The organism is Paenisporosarcina quisquiliarum, from assembly GCF_043641925.1.
GTDB classification, from domain to species: domain Bacteria; phylum Bacillota; class Bacilli; order Bacillales_A; family Planococcaceae; genus Paenisporosarcina; species Paenisporosarcina quisquiliarum_A.
The window spans coordinates 1-15,379 of record NZ_JBHZRU010000011.1; the positions used below are offsets into that span (position 1 = coordinate 1).

Annotated in this window: 14 protein-coding genes; 9 read left to right on the forward strand and 5 right to left on the reverse strand. The window is 33.8% G+C overall.

The annotated features are described in order from the left end of the window. Window positions 1–319 precede the first annotated feature (319 nt). The 5 genes from ACHUE4_RS09535 to ACHUE4_RS09555 all read left to right on the forward strand — a co-directional run bounded on the left by ACHUE4_RS09535 (window position 320) and on the right by ACHUE4_RS09555 (window position 5,128). Window positions 320–796, forward strand: coding sequence for a sigma-70 family RNA polymerase sigma factor (locus ACHUE4_RS09535; RefSeq protein WP_394189376.1), 477 nt, complete (start codon window positions 320–322; stop codon window positions 794–796). Continuing rightward, window positions 780–2,069, forward strand: coding sequence for a DUF4179 domain-containing protein (locus tag ACHUE4_RS09540; protein ID WP_394189378.1), 1,290 nt, complete (start codon window positions 780–782; stop codon window positions 2,067–2,069). The genes ACHUE4_RS09535 and ACHUE4_RS09540 overlap by 17 nt, the downstream gene beginning before the upstream one ends. Window positions 2,070–2,484: 415 nt before the next feature. Continuing rightward, window positions 2,485–2,880 carry a hypothetical protein gene (locus tag ACHUE4_RS09545; protein ID WP_394189380.1) on the forward strand — a complete coding sequence of 132 codons (396 nt, stop codon included), beginning with the start codon at window positions 2,485–2,487 and terminating at the stop codon, window positions 2,878–2,880. Between the two features lie 120 nt (window positions 2,881–3,000). Continuing rightward, window positions 3,001–3,519, forward strand: coding sequence for a hypothetical protein (locus tag ACHUE4_RS09550; RefSeq protein WP_394189382.1), 519 nt, complete (start codon window positions 3,001–3,003; stop codon window positions 3,517–3,519). Next, entirely contained in the window at window positions 3,509–5,128 is a 1,620-nt protein-coding gene (locus tag ACHUE4_RS09555; protein ID WP_394189384.1) for a restriction endonuclease, read from the forward strand. Before ACHUE4_RS09550 ends, ACHUE4_RS09555 begins: the two co-directional genes overlap by 11 nt. A gap of 32 nt (window positions 5,129–5,160) precedes the next feature. Here ACHUE4_RS09555 and ACHUE4_RS09560 read toward each other — a convergent pair whose 3' ends face one another. Then, entirely contained in the window at window positions 5,161–5,583 is a 423-nt protein-coding gene (locus ACHUE4_RS09560) for a very short patch repair endonuclease (protein WP_394189386.1), read from the reverse strand. Between the two features lie 197 nt (window positions 5,584–5,780). On the opposite strand from ACHUE4_RS09560, the gene ACHUE4_RS09565 reads away from it, so the two are divergent. Beyond that, entirely contained in the window at window positions 5,781–6,950 is a 1,170-nt protein-coding gene (locus tag ACHUE4_RS09565; RefSeq protein WP_394189388.1) for a DNA cytosine methyltransferase, read from the forward strand. 109 nt (window positions 6,951–7,059) lie between these two features. Here the strand turns inward: ACHUE4_RS09565 and ACHUE4_RS09570 are convergent, their stop codons facing one another. Beyond that, the gene (locus ACHUE4_RS09570; protein WP_394189390.1) at window positions 7,060–7,896 is read right to left on the reverse strand and encodes a TIR domain-containing protein; all 837 of its coding nucleotides are present in this window, start codon (window positions 7,894–7,896) and stop codon (window positions 7,060–7,062) included. Between the two features lie 16 nt (window positions 7,897–7,912). Further along, on the reverse strand, window positions 7,913–10,999 hold the full coding sequence (locus ACHUE4_RS09575) for a sacsin N-terminal ATP-binding-like domain-containing protein (protein ID WP_394189392.1): 3,087 nt from the start codon (window positions 10,997–10,999) through the stop codon (window positions 7,913–7,915). A gap of 688 nt (window positions 11,000–11,687) precedes the next feature. Here ACHUE4_RS09575 and ACHUE4_RS09580 point away from each other — a divergent pair. The 3 genes from ACHUE4_RS09580 to ACHUE4_RS09590 are packed head-to-tail and all read left to right on the forward strand — an operon-like array spanning window position 11,688 to window position 14,400. Beyond that, window positions 11,688–12,872 carry a nucleotidyltransferase domain-containing protein gene (locus ACHUE4_RS09580; protein WP_394189394.1) on the forward strand — a complete coding sequence of 395 codons (1,185 nt, stop codon included), beginning with the start codon at window positions 11,688–11,690 and terminating at the stop codon, window positions 12,870–12,872. Window positions 12,873–12,909: 37 nt separating this feature from the next. Continuing rightward, a complete protein-coding gene (locus ACHUE4_RS09585; protein ID WP_394189396.1) occupies window positions 12,910–13,563 on the forward strand; it encodes a hypothetical protein in 654 nt (217 codons plus the stop codon). 33 nt (window positions 13,564–13,596) lie between these two features. Beyond that, on the forward strand, window positions 13,597–14,400 hold the full coding sequence (locus ACHUE4_RS09590; RefSeq protein ID WP_394189398.1) for a hypothetical protein: 804 nt from the start codon (window positions 13,597–13,599) through the stop codon (window positions 14,398–14,400). Window positions 14,401–14,537: 137 nt separating this feature from the next. Here the strand turns inward: ACHUE4_RS09590 and ACHUE4_RS09595 are convergent, their stop codons facing one another. Further along, window positions 14,538–14,756, reverse strand: coding sequence for a hypothetical protein (locus ACHUE4_RS09595; RefSeq protein WP_394189400.1), 219 nt, complete (start codon window positions 14,754–14,756; stop codon window positions 14,538–14,540). Between the two features lie 48 nt (window positions 14,757–14,804). Further along, complete coding sequence (locus ACHUE4_RS09600) at window positions 14,805–15,359, reverse strand: recombinase family protein (RefSeq protein WP_394189402.1); 555 nt, start codon at window positions 15,357–15,359, stop codon at window positions 14,805–14,807. Between the last annotated feature and the right edge of the window lie 20 nt (window positions 15,360–15,379).

Genomic DNA, 15,379 nt, shown 5'->3' on the forward strand with positions numbered 1-15,379 from the left:
AATCCTGTGTAGTCAGCATAATGACAAATTAATTTGCGGGTTTTCTCCGATAACCTATATTCAATTGGTTCCACATTCACGTACTTTGGCTTAATATATTTAATTCTGACCATCTCCCTTTTTGTGGTAATAATTAGTTTATTAAAAGGTATAGTAATTGGTGTAGCATTTTTCGTCTTACACTAACTATTGTAGGTGAACTTCTTCTTATACCAATTGTATACCAAAAATTCATAATTCTATACGCAAATAAAGAAATACCAATTAAATAAGGGACACCAATTCATATACGAATTGATATCCCTTTTGTTTTACTTATTTGGTTTTTGTACTTCAAAACAGAACCCGTTACTATAAGATGGCTTATTTATATGTGAAGAACGAAAATGATGCATTAGATATCGTTCAAGAAACGATCACGAAAGCCTATGCCAATATGAGGAATGTAAAAGAAGAAAGGTACTTCAGTACATGGCTAACAAAGATTCTTATCAACACGGCACTAGATGTTTTGCGAAAAAAATCGAAAATCATCCCACTCAAAGAAGCAATGGTGGAAAAACCTTCACCCAATATGCAGATTGAAGAAAATATGGATTTATTGCAAGCAATCGAACAGCTAGAGGAAAAATATAAAACGGTCATTATTCTTCGTTATTACAGAGATTTACCTGTGCAACAAATTGCCGATTATTTAAACTGTCCAGAAGGCACAGTGAAGTCGAATTTACACCGAGCAATTCAAAAGTTAAGACAGTATTATCAAGGGGGACAAGTGAATGAACAAGGATATTAAAAAATCAATTGATTCAATTCAAGTACCTTTTCAAAAGTTAGATGCAGCGATTGAAGAAGGGCTAATGCCTAGCCGAAAAAGAGATACTCCTAAACGAAAAAAGGTAATAATGTTACTGCTTTCAAGTGCTGCCACATTTGGACTAATCATTGGATCAGGATTCATTTCACCGACCATGGCTAGTGTCCTTGCAAAAGTACCAATATTCGATTCAATTTTTACATCAGTAGGAGATAAAGGTTTGCAAGTTGCAATAAATGATGAAAATGCAACATCTCTAAACGAAAAAATAACGAGTAATGGTGTTTCATTAACGATTGAGGATGTGTTATATGATGGTTCACGTCTTGCGTTTTCATTCGTTCAAGATAAGGCAGAAGAAATTTATCCACTTCATATTGAAGTAAACGGAGAAGTCATTAACTTTTCGGAAAAAATGACAGGAGAGTATCTACCAAACGGGCAATATTCTGGGCTCATTCAAGTTCATCCAACTAAACCATTACCGAATGAGTTTGACTTATCCGTTGCAATATATCAAATTGGTAAAACAAAAGGTGATTGGCATTTTGAAACACATGTAATAAAAACAAATAATAATAGTGTTAATTTAACCACAGGGCAAACGGCTGAACTAGGTGGCATTTCATATGAAGTGAAAAAATTTGAGAGTACAAACTCAGCTGTCAGTCTGCACATTTTATATGAAGGAACTGTTGAAGAAATCTTCAATGAACACCAGGTACTTCAGCTACACTTATTAGATCAAGAAGGGACAATTATACCGATGATTGATGCGTCTGGTTCGGGAGATGATGAGAGTATGCTTTACGAATATGTATTCGAACCACTTAGTGAGGAAGTAACTGGTCTTACAATTAGTCCATTCTTTATGCCGTTCACCAAGGAAAGTAAGGAGATTACAGCTGCTTTAGAAGAAAATCATTTACCTTTAACAATCTCACAAGGTGAAATGGGCGACCTCGTGGTGACTAAAATCGAAGAAGAAAATGGTCGGTTTGCACTTTACTTTGAATCGACAAGTTCATTCCCCTTTGGGGCTAATTTTGAAATGAATCAATTATCAGTGGAAGACACCGATGGGAATGATTTAATAGAAGATAGAGGTTATCCTACGTCTACTGGAAAAAATAAATATAAATTGTATTATAATGAGCCAACAGATAGTGGGAACATCATTTTAAAAACAATAGAGCTTCCAAATATGAAACTTGATCAAGAAGCTCAAATCACAGTCAAGGTTCCACGATAGGGGCTTTAACAGAACATCACTTGGTTGCTTAGGCAGTTCTTTTCCTTGTTCAACTCACTTGTACTTTTATGTTGCATGTGAAAAAAATTTTTAAAAAGCTCAGCTAACTAACTGAGCTTTTTTATTTTGTGAAAACCACAAATAGGTACAATTTGAAAAACGTATTAGCTTGTATTTTCCTATACAAATCTAAGTTCCACAAAAGAAGCAGAACTCCAAAACATCTTTTGTTTTTTGCTTGAAAACAGTAAATTTAAACTTCAAACGGGTTGTGACAAGACCGGATTGTCACAACTTTAAACTGTATAATTACTCTTATGATAAGATAATAATCACGAGATTATATAGATATTAATTACTTAAGGCGAGAAAATTCCGTCACAGCAATAAATTTAGCTTCCTTGGAGGTGGAACCATGAATTCTTCAACTAAAGAAATACAAGTCTACATAGTTGGATTCAATATGGAAAATATGAGTCCTTTTGCAAAAATAGAAAAGATATCTTCGGTAGCCGGTCCAGAACAAACGGCAAAATTTCATGAAATACTTGAATGCACGGGTATTGATATAGTCGACTATAGTGACGACATTGCCATAGTAGTAAGTGACCATGGAATGTTTACAGAAGGGCAACCTGTTTTCGAGATTATAACTCCCGACAATAATGTTTTGCGTCTAGCAGGAACACTTCTTTTCGCAAAAAATATATATACTCCCGAAAGCGTCGATTTAGGGGAATTAAGTTCAGCAGAAATCCATCATCTAGTACAAAACCTGAATATTAAAGTAGCAGGATCCATTAAAAATTGATTACTCTTTTATGAATAGTAAATAAATTTTAACAAAAGCAAGAAATGACCTTGTAAGGTCACTTCTTGCTTTTGTTTGTTGTTTATTATGAAGCCATGGTCTAATAAATAAAAAAGGAGAATGCTTATCAACGTTTCTGTTATTCAAAAAATGGTCAAAAAAGTGTTGATGTATCAGCTACTGACAAACTTTGATGCCAAATTAAAAGAGAAAAATCTTCAGCTGACTCACAGAGATTTAAGCATTGGTACAGGGAGAGCTCCATCTTGGTTTAACAATTCATTTAATCAGCTGGAAGACCTTCAGATTACTTCTTTTCTTCGTATGCTAGCAGTAGCAAATGAACGATCCAAGGAGAAAGCAGGAAAAGATATTGAGGCAATCTTCTTGCGTGATATTTTCACTTCTGCGGCAATCGAAACAGCAAACGCACTAAATAATTTGGTTGTCGAAGAGGATGCCCATCTTTTGGATTTTATCCAATCCGAAGAAAAGCTGTTTCTTGACTTGATCGGCTATTGGGGGATTCTGAGTTCTAAAAATAAATTGGATGCTGTCGAAAAAGAAGCACTGAGAGAGATTCGGACAATCTTGAAAACGAGCAGCGATTCAGAAGAGGGGGAAGAAGATGAGCAGTGAAAGGAAAGTATGGTTTATCACTCGGCCTGAACGCGATCCGGTATTCCATGTAGATGCCCTGCGTTCGTTACAAACAACCACAAACAATTTCAGTGAAAAGTGGTCGGGAGAGCGAGCCTTGCATAAGCGATTTGAAGAAGTTCTAGCTAATGACGGGTTGAAACGGCAAAACATCAGCAATGATGGTTCTGGCGGACGAACATGGGCTGCGATGTTACGGACATTCAGCTATGTTTATCTCGACGACTTGGGAAAGTTAAAGCCTACGAAAGCAGGACTGGCTCTGCTAGCAGGAGCTAAAATTCGCGAAAACGTTGCAAAGCAGATTTTAACGTTGCAGATTCCGAATGCCTATTTCTTAGACAGTGGATTTCGGCCGAAATTTGAAGCAGATTTTCAAATTAGACCTGCGCGTTTCCTGATTCGCTTAGTGAATCAAAAGGAACTGGATTATTACATTACCAAAGAAGAGATTGTATTCTTTGCGCTGACAGCCCATCAGGATAAAGATCTTCTAAGCGTAACCCAAAAAATCAAGCAATTCCGTGAGGCTGATGTGTCAGCTAAAGAGGAAATGAAAAATCAAATCGCCGCCGCCTTTGAGCATCGAGAACGCTCCGATAAAGCAGCACGCGACTTTGCGGCTGCCCACGGCGATGTAGCCCATACATTTATGATGCTTTGCGATTACACTGAGCTTGCTGATTATGTCCGGGGAGATGCATTGCGGGTTCCGGCTGAGAAACAAGAGAATACAGCACAGAAGTTGACTGAACTAGATGTACGATATCCGTTCAGCAAACGCTATCTGATCTCGCCAGAACGCTATGCTGAACATGCCGGACTGGATGTGGACAGTTACAAAGCAAGTTCATACGGTTCAATTTCGCCAGCTACCAATTCAGCTAAAAGTTTGCTCAAGGCTCATCAGCTTTTAGCTAAATATCCATTGATTCAGACAATGTCAGAAGAGGAGATTTTAGCAATTCTAAAGCAGCAACTGACGGATAGAGAAGCTCGGAAGTACGCCGCGTTATTAGCGGACCCACAATATTCAGCTCTGAATGAAGATTTTGTTGAATCGTATTTAAATGAAGAAAATGACCGTACTTTTGAAGATAAAACTGCAGAAATTTTGAAGGCCATAGGCTTTGATGTAGAATTGCGTCCAAAATCAGTTGGAGCGAACGTACAAACTCAAATTGAAATTCTTATTAATACAGATGAGGAAAACATCTGTATTATAGATGCCAAAATGTATCGGCCTAAATTTCCTCTTTCAGCAAATTTAGCCTCTCATATGGGCTCTGAATATCTTCCGAACTATCAAGGCTATAAAGGAAAGAACGTATCCTCATTTGGTTATGTAACTGTAAGTGATTGGAGTGGAGAGCTCAATCTGAAAAAAATCACTGAAAAAGCTAACGTTACCATTCCAGGCAGCAACATTAAAGGTGCTTTGATAACAGCAAATGCACTCCTGGGCTTCTTAGATTATTGTCTCGACAATGAAATCGATACAGAAGAAAGAAAGCGTCTTTTCATGTCCTGTTTCACCAACCAAGGATATCGAACAGTTGGAGAAATGATTCGCTCTGAAGATAAATAACTAAAAAAACGAAAAGCCAAAGAGTTTCTTCTTCAGGAAGGAAGCTCTTTGGCTTTTTGAATAAATTGTGCCAATTCTTCGGCCGTTTTTTCTGCATCTTCCTTCACCTCATGCTCCCAAATTCGTTTAATGAACCAGCCTCTTTCAGTATAGTACTCGGTTACTTCCCGATCTCGTTCTCTATTTCTTGCAAGTTTCTTAATCCAGTATTCCTGGTTGCTTTTCGGCTGGTTCCCGTGAATCTCGCAGGCATGCCAAAAACAGGAGTCAATAAAAACCACGACTTTATACTTTTTAATGGAAATATCGGGTTTACCAAACAGCGTTCGGTCATTTTTACGAAAGCGAAATCCTTTAATCCAAAGCATACGCGACACTTTATTTTCCAACTTCGACTGGGAACGGATTGCCTGCATGTTTTTTCTGCGTTGTTCCTTGGTAAGTTTATCTGCCATAGCATACCCCTCGCTTTTTTCTACTATTCCCCCGATATCTGCACAATACACTACCAAGAGCTTCCACTATTTAGCGAAGTAGACTGACTTAAGTGGTGGGGGCTGCTTTTTTTTGAATTTGAGTGTACAATGAAAAGCATAGGGGTATGCAAGAACGTATTTTCGTATAAAAATAGCCACTAAGGAGCGATTTTAAAATGATATTTAAAAAAGGCGAACTTTTTAACGGTCCGGGCGGGCTAAGTTTAGCAGCAAAAAAGGCACGTGTCGTTCATCCAAAAACAGGAGAAGAGTTTCGAATCGAGCATCTTTGGTCAAATGACTATGATGCTACAGCGTGTGAAACGTATCGGTTAAATATATGTGAGAATCCAGATGATGCGTCGGTTCATTGGGGTCCAGTCGAAAATCTGCCAATTGGGGATAAATCCATTCTAGGAGATATTGATTGTTTTGCGTTCGGGTTTCCGTGCAATGACTTTAGTATAGTGGGGGAAACACGCGGGCTTGAAGGCAAGTTCGGTCCCTTATACACGTACGGTGTTAAAGTATTAAAAGATTACCAGCCTAAATTTTTTGTTGCTGAGAATGTCGGTGGGCTTCAAAGCGCCAATGAAGGAAAAGCCTTTATTCAAATCTTGACTGAACTGGAAGAGTGCGGATACAAACTGACTCCTCATTTGTACAAGTTCCAGGAATATGGCGTACCGCAGGCAAGACACCGCATTATCATTGTTGGTATCCGAAACGATTTGGCTAAAGAGGGAATTGAATTCAAAGTACCGGCTCCAACCACGTTAGCATCAACAGAATATAAAACTTCGGCTGAAGCCATTACAAATCCGCCGATTCCGCAAGATGCACCGAATCATGATATGCCGAAACATACAGACAAAGTAAAGGAAATGCTGAGCTACATACCGCCGGGCAGTAATGCCTGGTATCCAGGAATTCCTGAACATTTGCAGTTGAAAGTAAAAGGAGCGCGAATGAGCTCTATTTATAAGAGGTTAGATCCTGACCGTCCTGCATACACGGTAACTGGCAGTGGCGGTGGCGGAACGCATATGTATCATTGGAAAGAATTACGAGCTTTAACTAATAGAGAGAGAGCCCGTCTCCAGACTTTTCCAGATGATTTTGTATTCGCCGGAAGCAAAGAAGCTGTACGAAAACAAATTGGAATGGCAGTGCCGCCAATGGGAGCACAAGTTGTATTTGAAGCTATTTTGAAATCCTTTGCAGGAATTGAATATGAACACGTAGATCCAGCAGCAAAACTACAGTTAGAAAATTTAAGAGGGAAAAAGAAAATCACTATTGAAGAGGTAGAGCCAACTATTAAACATGAAGTGTTGAATAGTTAAGAGTAGTAAAAAGAGAGAGGGCAAACTATGTTGAACTGAACCCCGAATAGGGGTCACTTTTTTAAAGTGTCCATTATTCGGGGTTCAGTTCAATAAATGAGCAGATAGTTTATATATACAGTTTATTAGCATCTATTTCATAACCAGAGCTTTTCATTTCTTTAATTAGCATATTCTTCCAATACCCATTATCGTCCATCTCTACATAAACTACTCCTGAAATATCATTTGGTTTTTCTACTTGTGATTTCACTAATGCACAAACATTATTACGACCTATTTTCCCCATAAGATATCCATGTTCAAATACAACATTCTGACGCGCTCTTGAATTCAGTTCTTTATCATCCTTGGATTTTCCTAAATCACATGGAGTATATAAAATAATAGCAAATCCCACGTTAGAATAAGCTTCTATTTTTTCAATAATAGTATTACCTCCACTAGCTTGTTCGTGTAATATTATTGCTTTTAAACCCAAACTTTCAACAAATCTTGCTGTTTCTTGTTTAGCTAAATTATCATGCCCATGAACTATAAATACTTTGCTTTTGTCCAATATTATCTCACCTTTACACTTAATAAGATCTCCATGCTCAAATATATACTTACCATTTTCAAACAAGATAGTTTCTTTGGATCTTTTAATTTTTATACCTAGTATGTTTTTATTTTCTATAAGCAGATTTTTTATTTCTATTTCTGGCTTTGGATTTAATAAGTTGATAGTTTTACTGATAATTGAATCCGTATTAAAATCGGAACTTAAACCAACTATCCTAATTTTATTACTTTCTTTATCTGCACCCATAATTATATAACCACCATTTGAATTTGAAAGCCCACTTATTATCTTAGCCATTTTTTTTGATGGTAATAATATTGGTTTACATATGATTGATTCAATATTATTGCTTTTTATAAGTTTATCAATTTCATCGCGCATTAATTAATGTATCCTCTCAAACTATTTTTCTTAATGGAATCTTATTAATGCCAGTTATCTTTAATATCTTTCCAAAAGTAATTTTTTGAGGTGATGAATCCCCATTGTCAACCCATAATTCACAATCTTTTTCATAATCTAGTAAGTCTTTTTCAGAGTCATAATAAATTATTATTTGGTCATAATCTGAAGGTCTAATAATAATATAAATCTCCTCACCATTTTTTGTAACTGAATAAATTGTTTTAGCTATTTGTTCACAATCCTTTATATTATATTCCGATTTACTTTCTAAGTATTTAAAAACATTATCTATAGAACGGTCGATAATTTTTTGAACATATTCAAATTTAAACAAATCTTTATTAGAAATGTGAATGAAGTTGTCTGAAAATACTTTATCCTTGAAGGCAATCTGCAATTCACTCAAAGAGGAAATTCCCATTTGAACTAACATGTCTTCAGTTAATTCTTGTTTGATTCCTTTTCCTGGATAATCTTCACTGTATATTTTATTTTCCAGTATATTTTCTAAACTTTTATAGTCCTTGATGTTGAATTTATCCATTATCTCATCATACTTTATTGATTTTTCCATATTTTCAGCAATTTCCGTGTCATCATACAATTTATATTTATTTTTATATAGATCGGAAAAAAATTCTATTGCTTCCTCCTTGTTTTCATTGAACCACAATAATAATTTTCTAAATGTTTTTTTTGTTTCTTCACTAACTAAAGGGTCACGGTATAGCTCTTTTACTGATTTTGAAATTTCATCGGCGATATCTTTTTGACTTAAAGTTCTACTATCTGGTAAATCTAAAAAAATCTCAACACATAGTAAATCTTTTCTTATATCTATACCCAAATCTTTAGATATATCTTTTAAAGTATTATCAGTTGTACCATCATCTAAAAACAAATCATCTTTTATAAGAAAAACACCATTTTGATTTGGTAAAATAGGAATTTCTTTATCATTTACTAAATAACCATAATCATTTTCATTAAGAAAAGATATTAAATCATTAAGCCATTTTAATGTATCTACCCTGTAAGTCTGTAATTTTTCTGATAGAATATCAAGATTTTCTTTATTGGAGATTTCGGTTACCAAATTTTCTATTACTATCTTATCAACACTTTCCCAAATTTCTATCGACCAGTGCATTATTTTCTTCTTATCTTGGATTTGATCTTTGAATATAGCTCTACAAAAATTATAAATCTCTTCTCGTTCTTTTGGAAATGACTCATCAATCGAGAATAACGAAATCATATAAAAGCATGCTTCTTTATTTTTAGAATTTGAAATTAATTCATTTATTTTGTTAATAACATCTTTTTGTTCTTTGGAAGAATATTGTATTTTGTCTCCAGTAAAAATTTTTTTATGTAATAATTTTTCCCTATAATCCTCGCCTAATATAGCTAAAACATTTTTTAATTCCTCGTCAATATTTTTATCAAGATTAAGATCAGTTCTATTTTTAAAAATTCCATTTTGATTGGGAATAACCGAATACTTGTCGCCAATTATCTCTTCTATAAAATTTTCTTCTTCATTTAATAAATTAAAATAACAATTTATCCATTCATAAACGTCTATTGTTGAAAGAATTGATTCTAAATTATTTACATTTACAGTTTTTTCTAAATTTTCAGAAATTTTGTTTAAAGTAAGATTTTTGTAATCTGTCCATAAAACGCTATACCAATTATCTATATCCTTTTGTACCGGTAACTTTTCTGGTATCCAATAGCTACAAAGTTTCCAAATCTTATTCCTAATTTTAGAGTCTTTATGTGCAGGGAACCATATTTTTAATTTTCCTTCTTCATCTAGTATAGAAACTCTTTGTCCTAAATGTGTGTCGACTATTGGAGTATGAATAAGTTTATTTTTTATTGGATTTAGTATATTTTTTTTAATCCAATCAATTGAAAGCCAATCTTCATTTATTTGTAAATTTAGATTATCAGCGAATAAGTGCATATTACCCCAATTTTGTTCTGATGCTTTAATTAATAGTTCATAGTAAAGCTCTTGGGCTATAGATAGGATTAATTTATTTTCAATAATTTTATCTTCATCAATATCAGTTAAATAGACACCATCTCTTGGCTCTGTAGGATTGAAATTGGGACTATTAATAATAAAAGGAAACGGAAAACTTTCTGTACCAATTAACGGAAAGTGGCAAAATAATTTTGGAACAGATTTACTAAATTTTTTTATAAAAATACGATTTTGTATTTCTTCTATTTGAACAGCCACTGTTACGTTATTTTTATTAATAGAAATAATTTTATGTTCTTTTATAAATGAATTATTTGTTTCTATTATTGTATGAAGGGATATAAATTCATTTATAGTTTGAATTTCTTTCTTTAATTCATATTTAATATTTTTATTTTCGATATACAAAGATTCGATTTCTGGTAAAAAAACTAATGTGAAAATAATATTATTAAGCAAATCCATAATACCTTGTTCAGCAACTTTAATACCCTTATCATTCAGCTTATATGTAAACTTAGTATTTAATTCATTTGAGTCGTAATCTTCTATATTAGGAGAAGAATCAATACTATGTAATTGCTCTATTGAATGTTCAACCGATTGTATAATTGAATCAATGTCTCTTCCACTTCTATCAATTACTAAGTCTATTTTTTTGTATGGCTCATCAGTTTCTTTTAAAACTCCACTAATAGATACAATCTCAGATAACAAATGGGTAGTAAGAAAACCAGTGCCAAACTTCCCTATAGTATTAAGTTTACTTGATTCATTAAATTTCCGATCTTTAGTAGAAACTTGCTCAATTAAAAAAGTAATATTTTCAGAATTAAACGGCTTACCATTATGACTAAATTCTAATACTTTTTGGATTATATCTAAATTTAGTTTAACTTTAACTTTATTATTTTCATTTGATACATCTTTAGCATTTTGAAGTAATTCCCATATCCAACGTTTTGAATCTTTATTATTTGAATTTAGCCTTAACTTATCCATTAAATCTAGGATTTTAGTTGCTATTCCTTGGTTTAATGCTTTTTTTTGAGCTTCAAATATCTTTTCGCTATAAGCCATTCTAACCAATCCTTCTATAAAATATAGAGTCTATATTTAATGATGATAAAGCTCCGTTATTTTACTTTAACAACACTTCACTCTAATTTCATGGTTTCTATTAACACATTTAATTTTACACATTTTTTCCAAATCATTCTACTTATGTCTTATAAATTTTATAACAGTTAGTTATATTAAATAAGAAGTCGTAGCTATTTAGTCATTTCAAATCACTGACGTGAAAATAATAGAATATCCTAAGTAACGATACCCATATTATCGCTACTTAGAAAATGCTGACGAGTTGCTGACACCTAGTGAAAATCTTAAGAAATAGATATAGACAGCAAAGCGAAAATAGAAAAGATTCCGAAGAAAGTCATTCGGAATCTTTTCTATTTCAACTTTATGAGTTAAGTAAGGAGTAGGTTTACCAGTCAGTACGTGCTTCTATAGCAACATGATCCATCCCTGTTAGGTTTTATTCCATTCGATATACAAGATAAAGTTTTAAAGGATGCTTACTCTGATGAGGAGATGAATAATCGATTTAAAACTTCTCTAAATTTAGTTACTTAAAATAATATTTCAACAAAATACACTATATATAGTATGAGTTGACAATTTAAGTGTCTATATGTAGAATTAATACAGAATATATGTTCGTTTTTTAAAGTTTAGTTTTTTTATGAATGGAGAGTTGCAAATGGTAAAAAGTAAACAAGAATCAGTACTACTAACAATGGTTGAACAGTTAGATCTTCCTGATTATGTAGTCGAACAAGCTGTAAGACGATATAAGTCTTTAGGAGAATGGTTTGATCGAGAGGGTAGTCTTTTTGAAAAAACAGCTATAGAAGTCTTCCCTCAGGGATCATTTGCTTTAGGTACAACCATAAAACCCATTGAAGAAGAGGAAGAATACGATTTAGACATTGGCTGTAAAGTAAAAATTGGCGACTATAAGTCGATGCATTCTCAAAAATACTTAAAGGAAAGTTTGGGAACTGAACTAGAAGCCTACCGGAAAGCAAAAGGGATTAAAGAGAAGGCAGAATCTAAGCATCGTTGTTGGAGATTGGAATATCAGGACGAGATAAAATTTCACATTGATGTTGTTCCCTGTATTCCTTTAGGAGATGCGGAGAGAAAGATCTACGAACAAAGAATTAATGAATTTTATCAGTACCCTGATGAATTTAGCGAGAATGTGGCAAAATTTGCTATTAACATTACCGATGATCGCCATGAAAACTATGGATTAATTTCACCAGAATGGCCTGCAAGTAACCCACAAGGTTACTTAAGATGGTTCCAGAGTAGGATAAATTCTTCTAAATTAATACTATTAAACGAGAGAACTAGTATAGTTCCCATACAAGTCTATAAGCAGAAATCAGTTTTGCAACGCTGTATTCAGTTAATGAAAAGGCACCGGGATAATATGTTTGCAGACGATAAACGGAAACCTATCTCCATCATCATTACTACATTAGCAGCAAGAGCTTACAGTGGAGAGACAGATTTGTCAGCAGCGTTAATGAATATTCTAGAGAAAATGCCAAGATATATAAACCCATCCTCACCTCGTATTCCTAATCCAGTAAATCCGGCAGAAGATTTTTCTGATAGATGGGAAATGCCAGAAGGCATTGAATTGGACCTGGAAGGTAACTTCAGAAACTGGCTCATGCAAGCTCAAATGGATTTTAAGCAGATTCTTGAAAGTAAAGATGAGAATTTTAAAAATAGGATGGTAAATGAAAAGTTTTCATTAGACATCAATAAGTCTTTAAATTCAGAAGGACATAATAAGAGTTCAAATCATTCAATATCAGCTATAAAAAAATTACCCGTAAATCCTCCTAAGATATGGGGGAAGGATTATTAACAGTAAACTGATAATTTCCTTCTTAGAAAAATATCCATTGATGAGTTTATTACCTTCAAATAAAGATGCTTGGATTATTCAGGGTAGCGTGACTATAGATATTAATGATTCAACACATGGTACTGTTGAAGATGAGTTTTTGTTGAAAATAATCGTTTCCAAAACATTTCCTAATGAGATACCCAAAGTATTTGAGTTAGAAGATAGGTTTCCAAAGACAGCTGATTACCATACGTATATTGACGGTTCTCTATGCCTAGGTTCACCTTTAAGCATTCAAAAGAGAATCCACGAAAACCCCACAATAGAAGGGTTTGTTGAAACTTGTATTGTGCCTTATCTTTTTTCAATGTCTCTATATTTAAAAGGAAATAAAACTTTTGTTCTCGGCGAATTGTCTCACGGAACCATTGGTATTTTAGAAGATTACTTTGAAATATTTCACCTTAAAACAGTTCCTCAAGTTATAAAGTTAATTGATATTCTATGTATGAAGAAAAAGGCAGCTAACAAACAAGTATGCCCATGTGAGTGTAATCAAGTAATAACGAAATGCAAGATGCAAAAAATAGTAATTGAATATAGAAATGCAATGAGTAGAAAGGACTTCGAAAGAGACAAAGCAGACATTTTGGAGCTAATGGAACTTGTAACGCAATACCAAGAACCTAAACGAATTCCTTTAGCTTGATTAAATTATTGTAGTTCTTAAAGGGGGATATGAATGGGGAAAGTGCTTCTGCAATGTTTTTTGATATTGATAACGCCCATACTCGGGATTTTTTTTCGCCTACAAGATGCTTTATATGCAGTCTTAGCTATATTAAGCATTGAGATAAGCCCGATAGAAGCTATATTATCTTCGCTTCCTCTTAGTGAAAGAGGAGTCTCATTAGTATGTGGATTACTAATTTCGTCAATTTTATTATGGGTTCTTCGAAAGGTTAATAAAGAGAAAGTTTTTAATACAGGCGATAAATACGGTGAATATCCATTGTCTTTATATTATTTTGCTTCAAAAATTTTAGGTTATGGGTTTGTTACTTTGGTAAGAGTTCCGATTCATTTACAGTTTCAATTAGTCATTAAAGATTTGTTTGATAATGTCAAAGTGGATGACAATACAAGAGCCTATGTACAACCAGTTAAAGTAATGAAAAAGAATATGGAGCATATTTCTAACGAAGTTAACCTAGTACTAAATGATACCTATAAAATTTTAGAAGAACAGATTCCTTCTAATAAACGACATTTACCGACAATTATTATTTTTAATGGGAATAAGTTTAGTGGGGTGCGAAATTTTAATACTAAGTTCGTTGATGAAATAAGAAAACAAACTAACAAATACAGCCAAAACTACTCGCAAATTAATATATTTGCCACTACAAACACAAAACATAATAAAGCTTTTATCGAAGAGTGTTTTAAAAATGCAAGAAGGACTGGGTTCAAAAACTTGACTGTTTTTCAATTTGATCCTATAAATAACTCTTTTGCTAAAAATTATTCTATATTAAAAAGTTAAGGCATCAGAAACGTATAAGGAATTTTTACTAATGAGATAATCCGAAGATATGCAATCAATAAATGCTATCTTCGGATTTAGTTTCTTCTATTATAAGAGGAAATTATATTATTGTTATTTCATAGTCTTTATCTAATTTATTCAATTGCTTTATTTACTCCGATTTCTTCCATAGCTTTCACGACAGAGAACTCACCAATTTTCGAACGATTATAGACTTCTTCGAATTCTTCTAAAGATTTAGCTTCCAGACGGCCAAAAGCGATTCCTGTTTCTAATGCAATGTCAATTCCCTTGCACTGTCGTTTTCGTATGCGTTCATTAGAATCTTCAAAATTAGATTGCCATTTAAACATTTCTAAGCTTATAGAAACAATAATCTCCGTTCCTTCTATATAATAAGGTCATTTACGTTCCAAATAACGATAGATTGTTGTTCGCGAAACTCCCCATCTTTCTGCCACATCTTTAATCGGTGTACCACCATCAATAAGATTTTTCATCATTTCAATATCTTTATCTCCGTATTTTTCTGGACGTCCGCCAAGTCGGCCACGTGCTTTTGCCGCCACTCGTCCTGCAGCTGACCGTTCTTGAATTAGATTTCGTTCAAATTCAGCAAATGCCGCAAAGAGATGGAACATCAGTTGGCCTGTAGCGTTACTGCGATCCATTGTCAGATTCTCTTGGAGACTGTGAAATCCAATGCCTTGATTATTAAAAGTGTTTACTAAATCAATCAAGTCCTGCATGTTTCTACCCAGACGATCTAATCGCCATACAACGATGGTATCCCCTTGACGAGCATATTGAAGCGCTTCTTCTAATCCTGGTCGTTGTTTTTTTGACCCACTCATCTTATCATGAAAAATTTTAGTACATCCATATTGTGTAAGTGCATCTGTTTGTAAATCCAAGTTTTGTAAACCTGTCGACACACGTGCATAACCAATTAGCATTTCTATTCCTCATTTCCATA

Coding starts and splice junctions, on each gene's coding strand:
- ACHUE4_RS09545 (WP_394189380.1), top strand. CDS start 2,485: ATGAATTCTTCAACTAAAGAAATACAAGTCTACATAGTTGGATTCAAT.
- ACHUE4_RS09550 (WP_394189382.1), top strand. CDS start 3,001: ATGCTTATCAACGTTTCTGTTATTCAAAAAATGGTCAAAAAAGTGTTG.
- ACHUE4_RS09580 (WP_394189394.1), top strand. CDS start 11,688: ATGGTAAAAAGTAAACAAGAATCAGTACTACTAACAATGGTTGAACAG.
- ACHUE4_RS09600 (WP_394189402.1), bottom strand. CDS start 15,359: ATGCTAATTGGTTATGCACGTGTGTCGACAGGTTTACAAAACTTGGAT.
- ACHUE4_RS09570 (WP_394189390.1), bottom strand. CDS start 7,896: ATGCGCGATGAAATTGATAAACTTATAAAAAGCAATAATATTGAATCA.
- ACHUE4_RS09575 (WP_394189392.1), bottom strand. CDS start 10,999: ATGGCTTATAGCGAAAAGATATTTGAAGCTCAAAAAAAAGCATTAAAC.
- ACHUE4_RS09560 (WP_394189386.1), bottom strand. CDS start 5,583: ATGGCAGATAAACTTACCAAGGAACAACGCAGAAAAAACATGCAGGCA.
- ACHUE4_RS09595 (WP_394189400.1), bottom strand. CDS start 14,756: ATGTTTAAATGGCAATCTAATTTTGAAGATTCTAATGAACGCATACGA.
- ACHUE4_RS09590 (WP_394189398.1), top strand. CDS start 13,597: ATGGGGAAAGTGCTTCTGCAATGTTTTTTGATATTGATAACGCCCATA.
- ACHUE4_RS09565 (WP_394189388.1), top strand. CDS start 5,781: ATGATATTTAAAAAAGGCGAACTTTTTAACGGTCCGGGCGGGCTAAGT.
- ACHUE4_RS09540 (WP_394189378.1), top strand. CDS start 780: ATGAACAAGGATATTAAAAAATCAATTGATTCAATTCAAGTACCTTTT.
- ACHUE4_RS09555 (WP_394189384.1), top strand. CDS start 3,509: ATGAGCAGTGAAAGGAAAGTATGGTTTATCACTCGGCCTGAACGCGAT.